This window comes from Streptomyces sp. NBC_01384 (assembly GCF_045040035.1).
In the GTDB taxonomy this organism is placed as follows: domain Bacteria; phylum Actinomycetota; class Actinomycetes; order Streptomycetales; family Streptomycetaceae; genus Streptomyces.
The window spans coordinates 8,398,075-8,413,363 of record NZ_CP109559.1 but is presented as its reverse complement, the minus strand read 5'-3'; the positions used below and the strand labels follow the sequence as shown (position 1 = coordinate 8,413,363).

At 71.5% G+C, this 15,289-nt stretch carries 14 protein-coding genes and 3 pseudogenes; 8 read left to right on the top strand and 9 right to left on the bottom strand.

All coding sequences use genetic code 11. The annotated features are described in order from the left end of the window. Positions 1 to 22: 22 nt before the first annotated feature. Complete coding sequence (locus tag OG747_RS38695; protein WP_405884001.1) at positions 23 to 1,033, top strand: LLM class flavin-dependent oxidoreductase; 1,011 nt, start codon at positions 23 to 25, stop codon at positions 1,031 to 1,033. Here OG747_RS38695 and OG747_RS38690 read toward each other — a convergent pair. Then, positions 969 to 1,649, bottom strand: a pseudogene (locus tag OG747_RS38690) (aldehyde dehydrogenase family protein); the annotation flags it as partial. The gene OG747_RS38695 and the pseudogene OG747_RS38690 overlap by 65 nt on opposite strands. Positions 1,650 to 2,105: 456 nt before the next feature. Here OG747_RS38690 and OG747_RS38685 point away from each other — a divergent pair. Then, entirely contained in the window at positions 2,106 to 3,275 is a 1,170-nt protein-coding gene (locus tag OG747_RS38685) for a low temperature requirement protein A (protein WP_405884000.1), read from the top strand. A gap of 45 nt (positions 3,276 to 3,320) precedes the next feature. Here OG747_RS38685 and OG747_RS38680 read toward each other — a convergent pair whose 3' ends face one another. From OG747_RS38680 to OG747_RS38665, 4 genes are all read right to left on the bottom strand, one after another. After that, the gene (locus tag OG747_RS38680) at positions 3,321 to 3,995 is read right to left on the bottom strand and encodes a GntR family transcriptional regulator (protein WP_405883999.1); all 675 of its coding nucleotides are present in this window, start codon (positions 3,993 to 3,995) and stop codon (positions 3,321 to 3,323) included. A gap of 157 nt (positions 3,996 to 4,152) precedes the next feature. Then, entirely contained in the window at positions 4,153 to 5,100 is a 948-nt protein-coding gene (locus OG747_RS38675; protein WP_405883998.1) for a beta-ketoacyl-ACP synthase III, read from the bottom strand. Between the two features lie 158 nt (positions 5,101 to 5,258). Beyond that, complete coding sequence (locus OG747_RS38670; protein WP_405883997.1) at positions 5,259 to 5,396, bottom strand: hypothetical protein; 138 nt, start codon at positions 5,394 to 5,396, stop codon at positions 5,259 to 5,261. Further along, positions 5,362 to 6,699, bottom strand: coding sequence for an OFA family MFS transporter (locus OG747_RS38665; RefSeq protein WP_405883996.1), 1,338 nt, complete (start codon positions 6,697 to 6,699; stop codon positions 5,362 to 5,364). The genes OG747_RS38670 and OG747_RS38665 overlap by 35 nt, the downstream gene beginning before the upstream one ends. A 283-nt stretch (positions 6,700 to 6,982) precedes the next feature. Here OG747_RS38665 and OG747_RS38660 point away from each other — a divergent pair. Then, positions 6,983 to 7,327, top strand: a pseudogene (locus tag OG747_RS38660) (4Fe-4S binding protein); the annotation flags it as partial. Positions 7,328 to 7,334: 7 nt separating this feature from the next. Continuing rightward, a complete protein-coding gene (fdhD, locus tag OG747_RS38655) occupies positions 7,335 to 8,195 on the top strand; it encodes a formate dehydrogenase accessory sulfurtransferase FdhD (protein WP_405883995.1) in 861 nt (286 codons plus the stop codon). Positions 8,196 to 8,316: 121 nt separating this feature from the next. On the opposite strand, the pseudogene OG747_RS38650 reads toward fdhD, so the two are convergent. Beyond that, positions 8,317 to 9,190, bottom strand: a pseudogene (locus tag OG747_RS38650) (LysR family transcriptional regulator). A gap of 139 nt (positions 9,191 to 9,329) precedes the next feature. On the opposite strand from OG747_RS38650, the gene OG747_RS38645 reads away from it, so the two are divergent. Beyond that, a complete protein-coding gene (locus OG747_RS38645; RefSeq protein WP_405883994.1) occupies positions 9,330 to 10,049 on the top strand; it encodes an SDR family oxidoreductase in 720 nt (239 codons plus the stop codon). A 30-nt stretch (positions 10,050 to 10,079) separates the two neighbouring features. Here the strand turns inward: OG747_RS38645 and OG747_RS38640 are convergent, their stop codons facing one another. After that, positions 10,080 to 10,622: an isochorismatase family protein gene (locus OG747_RS38640; protein ID WP_405883993.1), complete on the bottom strand. Its 543-nt coding sequence runs from the start codon at positions 10,620 to 10,622 to the stop codon at positions 10,080 to 10,082. A 220-nt stretch (positions 10,623 to 10,842) separates the two neighbouring features. Between OG747_RS38640 and OG747_RS38635 the strand changes: the two genes are divergently transcribed. Then, positions 10,843 to 12,093, top strand: a complete 1,251-nt coding sequence (locus tag OG747_RS38635; protein WP_405885931.1) for a hypothetical protein — start codon at positions 10,843 to 10,845, stop codon at positions 12,091 to 12,093. Here OG747_RS38635 and OG747_RS38630 read toward each other — a convergent pair. Continuing rightward, positions 12,026 to 13,093 carry a bile acid:sodium symporter family protein gene (locus OG747_RS38630; RefSeq protein ID WP_405885929.1) on the bottom strand — a complete coding sequence of 356 codons (1,068 nt, stop codon included), beginning with the start codon at positions 13,091 to 13,093 and terminating at the stop codon, positions 12,026 to 12,028. The genes OG747_RS38635 and OG747_RS38630 overlap by 68 nt on opposite strands. A 163-nt stretch (positions 13,094 to 13,256) precedes the next feature. On the opposite strand from OG747_RS38630, the gene OG747_RS38625 reads away from it, so the two are divergent. Both OG747_RS38625 and OG747_RS38620 read left to right on the top strand, forming a co-directional pair. Next, entirely contained in the window at positions 13,257 to 14,138 is an 882-nt protein-coding gene (locus OG747_RS38625; RefSeq protein ID WP_405883992.1) for a LysR substrate-binding domain-containing protein, read from the top strand. Positions 14,139 to 14,172: 34 nt separating this feature from the next. Further along, positions 14,173 to 14,706 (top strand): GNAT family N-acetyltransferase, encoded by a 534-nt coding sequence (locus OG747_RS38620; RefSeq protein ID WP_405883990.1) that lies wholly within the window; start codon positions 14,173 to 14,175, stop codon positions 14,704 to 14,706. Here the strand turns inward: OG747_RS38620 and OG747_RS38615 are convergent. After that, positions 14,703 to 14,921 carry a hypothetical protein gene (locus OG747_RS38615; RefSeq protein WP_405883989.1) on the bottom strand — a complete coding sequence of 73 codons (219 nt, stop codon included), beginning with the start codon at positions 14,919 to 14,921 and terminating at the stop codon, positions 14,703 to 14,705. The two genes, OG747_RS38620 and OG747_RS38615, sit on opposite strands and share 4 nt — an antisense overlap. Positions 14,922 to 15,289 lie beyond the last annotated feature (368 nt).

Genomic DNA, 15,289 nt, shown 5'->3' with positions numbered 1-15,289 from the left:
ACGATTGGCTACGCTGATCGACATGACCGATCACCGCGTGCACTTCGGTATCAAGACCACCCCCATGCACGTCTCCTACGAGGACATCCGCCGCGTCTGGCAGGAGGCCGACGCCCTGCCCGAGATCGAGGACGCCTGGCTCTGGGATCATCTGCTTCCGCTGCGGGGGCCCAAGGACGGCCAGGCCCATGAGAGCTGGACCCTGCTCGCCGCCCTGGCCGCCCAGACCGAGCGACTGCGGCTCGGCCTCCTCGTCACCAGCAACCGCATCCGCCCGCCCGCCGTCCTCGGGAAGATCGCCTCGACGGTGGACGTGATCTCCGGCGGGCGGCTCGTCATGGGGATCGGCGTCGGCGGCACCCACCAGCCGCCCGGCGCGGGCGGGATCGCCGACGAGAATCCGGCGATCGCCGAGTACGAGGCGTACGGGCTCCCCCTCGTCCCGCCGGGCGAGGGGATCGCCCGGCTCGGCGAGACGGTCGAGATCCTGCGCCGGATGTGGACGCAGGACGTATTCGACTTCGAGGGGCGCCACTACCGGCTCCGTGGCACGCGGAACGAGCCCAAGCCGGTGCAGAGGCCGGGGCCTCCGCTGTTGATCGGCGGTTGGGGGACGCGACTGCTGCGGCTCATCGCCGAGCGGGCCGACATCTGGAACATCCCCGGGCCGCTGCACCACAGCATCGAGTTCATCGCCGAGCGCGGCCGGGTACTGGACGCCCACTGCGCCGACATCGGGCGGGATCCACGGGAGATCACCCGCTCCGTACAGGTCATCGTCTCCTACGACGACCCCGCCGCCACCCGCGCCACGGTCGCCGACCTCATCGACATCGGCATGAACCATGTCGTACTCGGCCTGCCCCAGCCCTACCCACCGGGTGTCGCCCGCTGGCTGGTGGACGAGATCATCGCAGAAGTACGAAAGAGCAGGCGGCGCCCTGAAGCGGGTACCGCCCACTCCCGCCTCACGGAACGAGCTGGTACTCGGGGAAGTTGCCCGGTAGCCGCTCCCCCGCCGGCCCCTGGGTGACGGCGCGCACGAGCAGCTCGCCACCGACGAAGGCGCCGCGCCAGGAAGCGCCGAGGCCGCCGAAGAGCTCGTCGCGGTCACCGCGGGAGCGGGGCTTGCCGCGGCCGACCTTGAACGCGCGGATCCGCGGCGCCAGTCGTGCGTACGTCGCCTCGTCGTCCGTGGACAGCGTGGCCACCAGCGCACCGTTCGACGCGTTCATCGCGGCCGGCAGCTCCGCCTCGGTGTCGACCAGGACGATGGTGTCGACCGGGCCGAAGGGCTCCGCGTGGTGCAGCGGTGAGGACGGCGGCGGGTTGAGGAGCGTGACCGGTTGGACGTACGCCGCCGTGTCCTGGCCGGGCAGGAAGCGCGCCTCGGCCGGCTTGCCGCGGTGCAGCGGGACGGCGCCACGGTCGATGGCCTCGGCGACCTGGTCGTGCAGCTCCTTCGCCTTCGCCGCGTTGATCACGGGGCCGAAGTCCATTACGGGGTAGGGGTCTTCGGGGTTCTCGACCGCCAGCGGGTGACCGACGCGCAGGGTGCGGACGGCAGGGAGGCAGGCGGTGAGAAACTCGTCGAACAGCGAGCGCTGGACGACGAAGCGCGGGTAGGCGGTGCAGCGCTTCTTCGCGTGCGCCAGCGACTGCCCGGGATCCGTGGCGCTCGGGGCGTTGTCCTGCTGGACCATCGGGTTGCGGTAAGCGGGGTTCGTCGAAGGCGGCGAGGGCCGCGCTGACTTCGGGGAGATGGGGGTGTTCGGCGGGCAGGGCGGCTGAGAGCCGGCCGTGAGATCGAGATCGAGCGGCTCGGACTCGCCCGCCCGCACGGGCCAGGCCTTGGACCCTCAGTACCGGCTCGGAGGACGGTTGTCGCGTGGGCCGCTCCGTGAAGACGTACCCCACATTGCCGCCCGTCATCAGCGCCTACAGCCGGAGGCAGCGACCCCCATACGATCTGCACACCGATCGCCTCAGGGGGGAACACGATGAACACGGCAGTGGACGGGCCGGGCAGCACGGCGGGGGACGGAGCAGGACGCTCGCCAGGGAACGGACCGGGACCTACCGCGGGAGACGGTCCAGGACGCACCGTGGCGGACGCACCAGGCCCCACGGCAGCGGAAGAGCCCGGACGCAGGGTCAGCACCCTGGAGCTCTTCTTCGACCTGGTCTTCGTCTTCACGCTCACCCAGCTCACCGTGATGCTGACCGCCGACCTGTCGTTCGTGACGGCGGGCCGCGTCGCGCTGATCTTCGTCGTGCTGTTCTGGATGTACGGCGCGTACGCGTACCTCACCAACCAGGTGCCGCCCGACCGCCCGTCCCGCCGCATCCTGCTGATGCTGGGGATGGCCGCGTTCCTGGTCTGCGCGCTGGCCATCCCGCGCGCCTTCGACGACGGCGGGGTCGTCTTCGGCCTCGGCTTCCTGGCCGTCGTCCTCGTGCACAGCACGCTCTACACCCGCAGCCACGGCCGGGACGTCATCTGGTACGCGGTGCCGAACTCCCTCGCCGCGCTGTCGGTGACGGCCGCGGGGCTGTTCGACGGGCTCCCCGCGGACGGGCTGTGGCTGCTCGCGCTGGTGCTGCAGTTCGTCACGCCGTTCCTGGCCGAGCACGGTCCGCGCCGCCGGAACGGGCGCGAAGCCGCCTTTCTGCGCGCCCAGTTGGGCGGACTCGACCCGGCGCACTTCGTGGAGCGGCACGGGCTGCTGCTGATCGTCGCGTTCGGCGAGTCCGTCATCGCGATCGGCATCGGCATCGGCAATCTGCCGTTCACGGCCAATGTGTTCGGCGGGGCTTTCCTGGCCCTCGCGCTGGCGAGCGCGCTGTGGTGGACGTACTTCGTGCGCGACGAGGACCACGCGGAGGCCGTGTTCGCCGCGACCCCGCAGGACCGCCGCTGGCGGCTCGCGATGAACGCGTACTACTACGCCTTCCTGCCCATGCTGCTAGGCATCGCCTATCTCGCGGCGGGCGTGAAGAAGTCCCTGGGGCACCTCACGGAGCAGCTGCACACCGGCCCCGCCGTCGCGGTCGCGGGCGGGGTGGCGCTGTTCCTCGCCGGGGACGTGGCGTTCCGCGCGGTCATACGGCTGTCGCCCCTGACCTACCGGGCCGCGACCGTACCGATCGCCCTGGCGACCGCGCTCCTGGGCATCCATCTGGCGGCGCTCGCCGAACTCGTCGCCCTGGTGGCGCTGTTGGTGACCATGCTGGCCGTCGAGGCCCGCCTGGCCGAGCGGGATTCACCCAGGTGACGCAGGTTCACCCAGGTGACGCGGAGTCACCCAGGTGACGCGGGGCTACTTGTCGCGCTCGTGGTACGTCTTGCGCGTGTGCTCCGTGTGCGCGCGCATGACCTGGGTGGCGCGCGGCTCGTCGCGGTCGGCGATCGCCGCGATGAGGTCGCGGTGCTCGATCCAGGACTGCCGGCCGCGCTGTCGGGCGACCGGCGTGTAGTACCAGCGGACCCGGCGGTCGACCTGCGCGGCCAGTTCGGCGAGGACCGTGTTGCCCGCGAGCTCCATGATCTTCGCGTGGAAGCGGGCGTTCATCGCGACCGCGCCGTCCACGTCGTCGGCGGCGACCGCGCGCTCGCCCTCGGCGCACAGTTCCTCGAGCGCGGTGATGCCGGCGGTGCCCGCGTTGGCGGCGGCGAGCCGGGCGGCCTCGGCCTCCAGGAGCGTACGGACCGTGAGGAGCTGGTCCGCCTCCTCCTCCGTCGGCTCGTGCACGAACGCACCCTGGGCGGGCCGCAGATCGACCCACCCCTCCGTGTTCAGCCGCTGCAGCGCCTCGCGCACCGGCTGCCGGGAGACCCCGAGATGCCCGGCGAGCTCGCTCTCGACGAGGTGCTGGCCCGGCTGGAGGGCGCGGGTCGTGATGAGTTCGAGCAGCGCCTCGTAGACGCGGTCGCGCAGCGGACCGGGCCGTTCGAGCTTGGGCACCGCCCCCGGCGGCAGTCCTGTCGACAACATCGCGGTCCCCTCCTGCCGAGCCATCCCGCCACAGTCACCAGAAAGCACGTGGACGTATCAAAAGACAGTATCGATTGTCTTTCGTCTACAGTCTACGGCGCACCATGGCCAGGCCCAGGGAGAGTCGGGCTCGTCACAACCCCGTCGTCCATGCACGTCAGGGGCAGCGGACGACCTGTCCCGCGTACGAGAGGTTCCCGCCGAAGCCGAAGAGGAGCACCGGGTCGCCGGTGCTGATCTCGCCGCGTTCGACGAGCTTCGAGAAGGCGAGCGGGATGCTGGCGGCGGAGGTGTTCCCGGAGTCGACGACATCGCGGGCGACGACGGCGTTCACGGCGCCGATCTTCGCGGCGAGGGGTTCGATGATGCGCAGGTTCGCCTGGTGCAGGACGACCGCGGCGAGATCCTCGGGCGCGAGCCCGGCCCGCTCGCAGGCCTGCCGGGCGATCGCCGGGAGCCGCGTCGTCGCCCAGCGGTAGACGCTCTGCCCCTCCTGCGCGAACCGCGGGGGCGTGCCCTCGATGCGCACGGCGTGCCCCATCTCGGGCACCGATCCCCACAGCACCGGCCCGATGCCGGGCTCGGTACCCGGGGCGGCGGCCTCGACCACCGCGGCCCCCGCCCCGTCCCCGACCAGGACACAGGTCGTACGGTCGCTCCAGTCCGTCACCTCGGACATCTTGTCCGCGCCGATGACCAGGGTCCGGGTGGCCGCACCGGCGCGCACGGCGTGGTCGGCGGTGGCGAGCGCGTGCGTGAAGCCCGCGCAGACCACGTTGACGTCCATGGCGGCCGGGGACGGGATGCCGAGGCGGGCGGCGACCCGGGCGGCCATGTTCGGGGAGCGGTCGATCGCCGTGGAGGTGGCGACAAGGACCAGGTCGATGTCGGCCGAGGTGAGCCCCGCCGACGCGAGCGCCTTGGCGGCGGCGTGCGCGGCCAGCTCGTCGACGGGCTCGTCGGGCCCGGCGATGTGGCGCGTGCGGATGCCCACCCGGCTCTTGATCCACTCGTCACTGGTGTCGACCAGACCCGCCAGGTCCTCATTGGTGAGTACCTTGGCGGGCTGGTAGTGGCCGACGGCCGCGATGCGTGAGCCGTTCATTGGGGGGTCCCCTCGTTGCCTGGGTAGCGGGATCCTCCAGTCTGATCAGTGACTCACGGGTACGACGGCAGGTGTTGCCACAGGAAAGCGGCGTCAGGCTTGTCGGCTTCTGTCAGACCCTTGGACGCCCTGACAACGTCGGCACGCCCGCCCGGGCCTCACCCCGTGAACAGCTGCTTGGCCTTGAGGACGAGCTCGTACAGGCCGTAGCACAGGGGCGCGCCCACCCACAGCCAGGCGAAGGCGATGAGCCCCCGGCGGCTAGGCGGACTGCTGGGGCTGGACGGAGTCGTCATCGGCGGCCTCCCTCGGGGCGGGGATGTGGTGGCGGGCATGGACGGGTCGCACCAGCTCATTGGCGACGAACCCGACGACCAGCAGCCCGATCATGATCAGGAACGAGGTGTCATAGAGCGCCGCGCCGTGCTTGCCCGCCTCCTTCTGCCGGTCCGCGATCCAGTTGACGATCAGCGGACCGAGGACGCCGGCCGTGGACCAGGCCGTGAGCAGCCGGCCGTGGATGGCGCCGACCTGGTAGGTGCCGAAGAGGTCTCTGAGGTAGGCGGGGATGGTCGCGAAGCCGCCGCCGTAGAAGGAGAGGATCACCAGCGCGCAGATGATGAACAGAGGCTTGGAGGAGTCCCCGAACCGCGAGATCAGCAGGTACATGATCGCGCCGACGCCGAGGTAGACACGGTAGATGTTCTTGCGGCCGATCAGGTCGGAGGTGGAGGACCAGCCGATCCGCCCTGCCATGTTCGCGGCCGAAAGCAGCGCCACGAAGCCCGCCGCGGCGGAGACCGACACCGGGGTGGAGGTGTCCGCGAAGAAGTCCGTGATCATCGGGGCGGCCTTCTCCAGGATGCCGATGCCCGCGGTCACGTTCATGCAGAGCACGACCCACAGGCACCAGAACTGCGGGGTGCGCACGGCGCTGTTCGCGGACACCTGCACCCCGTCGAGCGGCCCGGGCGCGGCCTTCACCGGCGGCTTGTCACCGCGCGGCACCCGCACCAGCAACACGCCGAGCGTCATGAAGACGGCGTACGACAGCCCGTGCACGAGGAAGGCGAGCGCGATGCCGGAGGAGTCGGAACCGAAGGACTTCAGCATCTGCGCGGACCACGGCGAGGCGATCAGCGCACCGCCGCCGAAGCCCATGATCGCGATGCCGGTGGCCATGCCGGGCCTGTCCGGGAACCACTTGATCAAGGTCGAGACCGGCGAGATGTAGCCGATGCCGAGACCGATCCCGCCGACGAAGCCGTAGCCGAAGACGATCAGCCAGTACTGCTCGGTGGCGGCGCCGAGCGAGGCGATCAGGAAGCCGGTGGAGAAGCAGACCAGGGCGACGGTCATCGCCCAGCGCGGTCCGTTGCGCTCGACGAGCGTGCCGCCGAACGCGGCGGACAGACCGAGCATGACGATGCCGAGCTGGAACGGGAGCGCGCTCTGGGTGCCGCTGAGGCCGAGCGCGGATTCGAGCGGCGGTTTGAAGACGCTCCAGGCGTAGGCCTGGCCGATGGAGAGGTGGACCGACAGGGCGGCGGGCGGGACGAGCCAGCGGCTCCAGCCGGGGGGTGCGACAGGAGGACTCATGATCCCGGACGATAGGAAGCGGTTGCCCGGTTGTGAAGCCGTTCGACGCCAACTCGACGACGGTATGCGGTGAGCGGTATCCACGGCGCGACGAACGGTCGGACCGGCGCGTCTGGTTCAGGTGCTGCGCGAAGTCTTGCTGCTCCAACTCCATACTGTAGACAATATTTCGTCGACACATTCTGGACAGCGTTCGACAGTTCCTCGGTACCCTCGACCGGGCGCCGCGTGCCGCGCGTACGCGCGGCGGTGACTCCGCCCGGTGAGGCCCGCGAGGACATCGACGGTCTCCGGGCGCGGTTTCGACGCCCGGATCGCCGTCGAGCACGACGCCCCGCTGACCGACTCGGCCTGTGTGTACTGCGGCAACTGCATCGAGGTCTGTCCGACGGGGGCACTGTCGTTCAAGTCGGAGTTCGACATGCGGACGGCGGGTACCTGGGACGAGTCGGCACAGACCGGGACGACCACGGTGTGCGCGTACTGCGGAGTGGGCTGCAACCTCACCCTGCACGTGCAGGACAATGAGATCGTGAAGGTCACCTTCCCGCACGACAACCCGGTGACCCACGGCAATCTTTGCATCAAGGGCCGCTTCGGCTACCAGCACGTACAGAACCGGGGCTGATCAGGACATGGGACGAGTCACGGAACGACGCAAGGTGATCCGCATCCGGGACGGGGCCATCTCCACCCGCCCGGACACGCTCGTCGTCGAGGAACCCCTGGAGATCCGCCTCAACGGGAAGCCGCTCGCGATCACCATGCGGACCCCGGGCGACGACTTCGCGCTCGCGGCGGGCTTCCTCGTCAGCGAGGGGGTACTCGGCAGGGCCGACGAGCTGCAGAACATCGTGTACTGCGCGGGCGCGACGGGTGGGGGAGGCTCCAACACGTACAACGTGGTGGATGTACGGACGGCGCCCGGCGTCGTGATCCCCGACATCACCCTGGAGCGCAACGTCTACACGACCTCGTCCTGCGGCCTGTGCGGCAAGGCCAGCCTGGACTCGGTCCGTACGACCGCGCGCTGGACCATCGACGACGGCGCCGACACTCCCCCGGTCCGGCTGGAGCCCGCACTCCTCGCCGGCCTCCCCGACCGGCTGCGCGCGGCCCAGCGGGTCTTCGACCGGACCGGGGGTCTGCACGCGGCGGCCCTGTTCACGGAGGACGGGGAACTGCTCGACGTACGGGAGGACGTGGGCCGGCACAACGCGGTCGACAAGCTGGTCGGGCGCGCCCTGCAACGCGGCGACCTCCCGCTCTCCCGGACCATCCTGCTGGTGTCGGGGCGGGCCTCCTTCGAGCTGGCGCAGAAGGCGGTCATGGCGGGCATCCCGGTGCTCGCGGCGGTCTCGGCGCCGTCCTCGCTGGCGGTGGACCTGGCCGCCGAGACCGGGCTGACCCTGGTGGGATTCCTGCGCGGCCCGTCCATGAACGTGTACGCGGGCGAGCACCGCATCGCTCTGCGTGCCGCGGCCGCCCAGGGCTGACCGGCTCCCCGCGACACGGCGGCGGGGCCCCGACCGGCGGGGAGCGCCCCCTGCGCCGTAGGGGCCCCGCCTCAACCCGCCACGGCCGGGCTCACGCCTCCTCGGCCCGTGTCTCCTCGGCTCACGCCTCCTCGGCCCGCGCCGGGTCGGCGAGGGGGGCGAGCGGGGCGAAAGCGCTGATCAGGGGCGAGCGCCGGCTCGCCTCCCAGGCGAGCAGCACCTCGTCGCGCTCCGCGTCCGGCACCGGTACGTAGGTGATGTCCGGGCGCGAGTACTGCTCGGCGACGGACTCCGGTACGAGGGTGATGCCGGACCCGCTCGCCACGCACTCGAACTTCTCCTCGATGGTGCGGATCGGCAGCTCGCCGGGACCGGGGTCGGCGTACCTCAGGCGCGGTTCGTCCGCCAGGTCGGCCAGGGCGAGTTCCGGTTTGCCCGCGAGCCGGTGGTCGGCGGGCAGCATCGCCACGCGCGCCTCGCTGAACAGCGGCAGCAGCTTGAGGCCCTGCTCGCGGATCGGGCGGCGTACGTAGGCGAGGTCGACGGTTCCGTCGAGGATCAGCCGCTCCTGGTCGTCCCTCCCCCACTCTCGACTACGCTCGAGCGGGAGGTGCCCCCATGACGCGGCGGGCGTGCACCTCGACGTCCGGGTGGGCGGCGCCGAAGGCGCGCAGGGCGCGGGTCGCGACGACACCGGCCCGGAAGCCGACGACCAGCCGACGCGGTCCGCCGGCGGCCCGGCGCACCCGGCGCCTGGTGGCGTCCGCGGCAGCAAGCAACTGCTGGGCGTCGTCGAGGAGTTGACGCCCGGCCGCAGTCAGTGTCACGCCATGACTGTCGCGTTCGAAGAGCGGTGCGCCCATGTCCTTCTCCAGGGCCCGGATCTGACGGCTCAGGACCGGCTGCGCGATGTGCAGCCTCTCCGCAGCGCGGCCGAAGTGGAGCAGCTCGGCGACCGCCACGAAGTAGCGGACCTTCCTCAGGTCGAGGTCCATGGCCGCCCCTTCCGTCGTCGTCCCGCGTCGCGGTGGCGATGCCTTCAGAGTATCGCCACCGCCGAAAGAGGTCTTGGACGGCGGGCTCCCCTCGGGAGCAGGCTGAAACACGTCAGGCAAGCACGGAAGGAGAACGGACATGAGTCTGCACGGACAGCGGGTCGTGGTCATCGGCGGCACGGCGGGCATCGGGCTCGCGGTCGCGGAGGCCGCCGCACGGGAGGGGGCGGACGTGGTGGTCGCCTCGCGCCGGCGGGCGGCCGTGGACGGCGCGCTGCGGCGGCTGCCGGAGGGAGCCGAGGGGCATGTGCTCGACGTGACGGACGAGGACGGGGTGCGCGGCTTCTTCGGACGGATCGGGGACTTCGACCACCTGGTGTTCACCGCCGGGGAGGCGCTGCTGCTGGAGGAGCTGGCGAGTACGGACATCGACCGGGCCCGGCGCTTCCTGGACACCCGGTTCTGGGGTGCGTACGCGGTGGTCAAGTACGGCGCCCCGTCGATCAGGAAGGGCGGTTCCGTCGTGCTCACCACGGGCACCGCGGGCCGGCGTCCGATGCCGGGCACGACCGTGGCGGCCGGTCTGTGCGGGGCGATGGAGTCCCTCACCCGCGCACTGGCACTGGAGCTGGCGCCGATCCGGGTCAACGTGGTCTCCCCCGGCGTGGTCCGCACCGAACTGTGGCGGGAGCTGCCGGAGGCCGACCGCGAGGGCCTGTTCGCGTCCGCCGCGCGGTCACTGCCGGTCGGGCGGATCGGCGAGCCCGAGGATGTGGCGGAGGCGTACCTGTATCTGATGCGCGGCCGGTTCAGCACCGGTTCGACCGTCGTCGTGGACGGCGGCACGGTACTGGTGTGACCGCGCGCGATCCCCTGCCCCCTCGGCGCCTCAGCCCGCGCTGAAGTGCACCTGCGCGGCGGTCACGACCGTGCCGAGCCGTGGGAAGTCGAGGCGGACGGAAGCCTCGTGTTCGGGCGCGGTGAGGGCGGCCATCGCGTCCTCGGCGAAGACGAGGTCGTAGCCGAGATCGCAGGCGGCGCGGGCGGTGGACTCGACGCCGAGGTTGGTGGCGATCCCGCCGAACACCAAGGTGGAGATGCCCTGTGCGCGCAGCCGCTCGTCCAGGCCGGTGCCCTGGAACCCGCCGATGGTCCGCTTCACGACCTCGAGGTCGCCCTCCGCCGCGAGCCCGGCGACGAGTCCGCTGCCGGGCGGCTGCTCGGGCAGCCCCGGCCGTTCGACCCGGACGAGCACGACGAGCGCCCCCACCTTGCGGAAGGCGGCCGCCAACTCCTCGGCGGTGGCGAGGACTTCGGTGCCCTTGCGGGGTGCCACGGGCAGCCCGACGATGCGCTCCATCAGATCCACGAGCACCAGGGCGGTGCGTGCGGGGTCGAGGGCGAGTCGGGGTTCGGTTTCGGGTGCGGTCATGACGGAACGTTAGCCCGCCCTGGCCGTCCGTACCGGAAATCCGGATCAACAAGCCCGTGAACTGCTCCCGTTCGGCCGCGGAGAGCGGGGAGAGGAGCGTGTCGTTCGCCTCGCGCGCCGGATGGCGAGCCGACCGCCACGCCCTCCCGGGACGCGACCCGGGACACCGTCCTGTATGTCCCCATGGACCAAGTACGCGGCGGTCACTAACGTCCCGTCCGTGCCCGACGACGCACGAGCACGACGACGACGGCGGCAGACCGGGGCCGGCCTCGGCTTCCTGCTCGCCCTGGTCTGCGCGGCCGTGCTGCTCACCGCCCTCCCGGACCACGACAGGGAGAGCGGCGGCACGTGCACGGCGCGTACGCTCCGGTCTTGGAGCGCGGACGGGCGCCTCACGGGCGAGTTCGCGCGGTACGGCGACGACGCGGCCCGCACCGACGACTGGACCGGCGGCGACGGCACCCACTCGGTGCGGCTGCCGGACGGGCGGGTGCTGTGGCTGTTCTCGGACACGTATCTGGGCCAGGTGCACGCCCCGCCGAACCCGGTCGGTGAGTCGTACGTCTGGCGCGACACGAGCGCGCCCCTGGTACGCAACTCGGCCGTCGTGATGTCGCAGGCGGGCCGCCTGGAGACTACCCTGCCCGGGCCCGTGTTCCCGGACCCGGGGCCCCAGCGGTGGCGCTGGCCGGTCGCCGCCCGCGTCGAGCCCCGCTCCCCCGGCTCGACCGAACAGGTCGTACGCGTCCTGCTGTGGACCCGTACGACGGGCCAGGCCCCTTGGATCTACGGTGTGCCCACGTCCACCGAGGTCGCCACGCTCTCGCTGCCCGACCTGCGGCTCGAAGGCATCGCCACGGTCCTGGACCAGAGTTCCGTCGCGGACCCCTCCCGGCGGGTGCTGTTCGGCACCTCGACGGTCGACGCGGGCGCGTGGACGTACGTCTTCGGGGGCGACGACGGCCAGGCCGCCTCCCGCCCGGCCTCGCAGGCGTACGTGGCGCGGGTGCCGCGCGGCCGGCTCGGGGAACCGGCGGCCTGGGAGTACTGGGACGGCGCGCGGTGGGCGGTGCGGGTGCGGCCGAAGCCGGTGCTCGGGGACGGACAGCGCACGGGCGTGGGCAGCGCGTTCACCGTGGTGCGGGACGACGGGACGTACGTCCTGTTCACGATGGCGGCGGGCACCGCGGGCCTGACGACGATCACGTCGTACTGGGCGTGCGCGCCGACGGGTCCCTGGCACGGGCCCACCCGGAGCTTCAGCCCGCCCCTGCCGCAGGGGCAGGTGGCCGCGTACAACCCGCAGGTGCACACGGCGCTGAGCGACGGCGACCGGCTCGTGCTCAGCTATGACGTCAACTGGCTGGACACGACGGGCGGCGTCTCGGCGCAGACGAACCTCAGTCGGAACGTGGCACTGTACCGACCGCGATTCGTGACGCTGAGACTGGCGGGACCGGGGTCGTGACCGCCTCGGGATCGCGGGCCCGGCGCTTGGCGATCACCGCGCACACCATCAGCTGCATCTGGTGGAAGAGCATCAGCGGCAGCACGGCGAGCGAGGCGTGCGCGCCGAACAGCACGCCGGCCATGGGGAGCCCGGAGGCGAGGGACTTCTTCGACCCGGCGAACTGGATCGCGATGCGGTCCTCCCGGTTGAAGCGCAGCGCCTTCCCGCCGTACCAGGTGAGCGCCAGCATCACCGCGAGCAGCACGGCCTCGACGAGCAGCAGCACGGCCAGCCGCACCGGGCTCACCTGGTGCCATATGCCCTGCACCATGCCCTCGCTGAACGCCGCGTAGACGACGAGGAGGATCGAGCCGCGGTCGACGTACCCGAGGACCTTCTTGTGGCGCGTGATGAAGCCGCCCTCCCGTCGCCCACCACCGCCCTGCACGACGCGCTGCGCGCGGCCCTTTTTGACTCCGCACCAACGCAGCAGTTGCCCGGCCATGAACGGCACCAGCAGCTGGAGCACGATCTTGACCAGCGAGTCCGTGGAGAAGCCGCCGCCGCTGTTGCCCAGCAGCGCCGCCGCGAGCAGCGGGGTGACGACGATGCCCACGAGCGAGGAGAAGGAACCGGCGCAGATCGCGGCGGGCACATTGCCGCGCGCCATGGAGGTGAAGGCGATCGACGACTGGATGGTCGACGGGACGAGCGTGAGGAAGAGCAGGCCGGTGTAGAGGTTGTGCGTCAGGAACACCGGTTCGAGTCCGCGGGCGGCGAGGCCGAGCAGCGGAAAGACGACGAAGGTGCAGGCCAGGACCGTGACGTGGAGTCGCCAGTGCTTGAGCCCCTCGACCGCCTCACGGGTGGAGAGACGGGCCCCGTAGAGGAAGAAGAGGAAGGCGATCGCGGCCGTGGACGCGCCCGACGCGATGTCGGCGCCCGTGCCCCGCGCCGGGAACAGGGCCGCGAGGCCCACCGTCCCGAGCAACAGCAGGATGTATGGGTCGATCGGCATCCAGCTCGGCCACTGCAGGCGTTTCACGGCGCTCCACTGCTCAGACGTAGTAGGGGGCGGTCCCGGGTCGGGTCGTGCCCTCTCCATCGTCCTCTGCCGGACGGCGATCGGGAATCCGTCATACCGTTCTGACTGTCATCACGATTCACGATAACCTGTAAGGGTGTACGACCCCTCCCAGCTGCGTACCTTCCTGGCGGTCGCCCAGACCCTGAGCTTCACGCAGGCCGCCCGGCGGCTCGGACTGCGCCAGTCCACCGTCAGCCAGCACGTACGCCGTCTTGAGGATGCCACCGGACGGCAGCTGTTCTCGCGGGACACCCACTCCGTGGAATTGACGGAGGACGGCGAGGCGATGCTCGGCTTCGCGCGACGCATCCTGGAGGTGCACGAGCAGGCGACGGCGTTCTTCACGGGCACGCGACTGCGCGGCCGGCTGCGCTTCGGCGCGTCCGAGGACTTCGTGCTGACCCGGCTCCCGGAGATCCTGGAGGGCTTCCGGTACGACCATCCCGAGGTGGACCTGGAGCTGACGGTCGAGCTGTCCGGCACGCTGCACGAGCAGCTCGCGGCGGGCAAGCTCGACCTGGTGCTGGCGAAGCGGCGGCCCGAGGACCCGCGCGGCGAGCTGGTCTGGCACGACCACCTGGTGTGGATCGGCGCGGAACGGCTGCGCCTGGACCCCGACCGCCCGGTCCCCCTGATCGTCTACCCGCCGCCCGGCATCACCCGCGCCCTGGCCCTGGAAGCCCTGGAACGCCAGGGCCGCCCATGGCGCATCGCCTGCACCAGCGGCAGCCTGAACGCCCTCGTCGCGGCGGCCCGCGCGGGCCTCGGCGTCATGGCCCACTCACGCGGTCTCGTCCCGCCCGGGCTGGTCCGCGTCCCCGACCGGGCGGGGCTGCCGGAGCTGGGCGAGGTCGACTTCGTCCTGGTGCACGGGCGACGGCGGACGTCGGCACAGGGGGCCGCCGACGCGCTGGCGGCGGCGATCCTGGGCAGCGGGGACCGGTTGCACCGGAGACAGCCGGGGGTGGTGCGGTGAGAGGCAGAAGGAAGTAAAAGGGCAAGATGGGGCCATGAGTGAGATCCACACCCCCCGTCTTCTCCTGCGCCGCTGGCTGGACGACGACCTCGTCCCCCTGTCCGAGATCCACGCCGATCCGGAGGTGATGCGGTGGATCGGCGACGGGACGCCGCGCTCCTTGGAGGAGACCGCCGAGGACATCGAGGCCTGGGAGGAGGAGTGGGACGAGGAGGGCTTCGGGATCTTCGCCGTCGAGCTGCTCGGATCCGGGGAGCTGGCCGGAGTGGTCGGCCTGTACCTCGCGGACTCTCCGCCCGCGGTCGCGAACCAGGTGGCGATCAGCTGGCGGCTCGGGCGGGCGTTCTGGGGGCAGGGGTACGCGTCGGAGGCGGCCCACGCCACGCTTGAGTTCGCCCTCCAGGACCGCGGTCTCGACCGGGTCGTCGCCGTGTGCCGGACGGGCGACACCGCGTCCACGAACGTCCTGGACAAACTCGGCATGCGGGCGGAGGGCACGGCACAGGACCCGGATACGGGGAACGACCTGCGGGTGTACGGGATCGATCTCACGGAGTTCCAGGCCTAGCGGGGCGGCCTCGTACAGGTGAGCTGCTTGTAGGTGAGCTGCTTGACCCTGCGCAGGAACGGCGTCGTCTCGACGTACTGCGCCCCTTCGAGGGTGCCGAGGCGGCCGCTCAGGTAGGCGTACAGACCGGCCGTGCCGCGCGCGACGGCGGTCACGACGATGTTCGACGACCCCGCCGTCGCGGAGGCGAAGACGATCTCGACACCCTGTCCCACGACGCGGCCCACACGCCGGCCGGCGGCGGCGCCGGGGCACTGCGCGGCAGCGGCACCCTCTCCGAACACACCCTGCGGGCCGCGTTCGCCTCGGGGCTCGACGCGGCGGCGGTGGCGGCGGGAGTGACGGGGATGATCGCCGGTGCGCTGGTACTGGTGTTGGTGCGGATGCCGCGCGCTGTGACGGACGCGGCCGGGACGCCGGCGGAGCGGGCGGCGGCGCCCCGCGCATGACACCGGTGAGGGCCCTGTCATGACACCGGCGGGGCCGGTTCCGGAGCCACCGGGACCGGCTCCGCCGGTAGCCGCGAGGTGTGAAAGCGGAGCCTGTGTGTCCGGTATTCGGCACGCCGTGCCCCGTTGTCGGG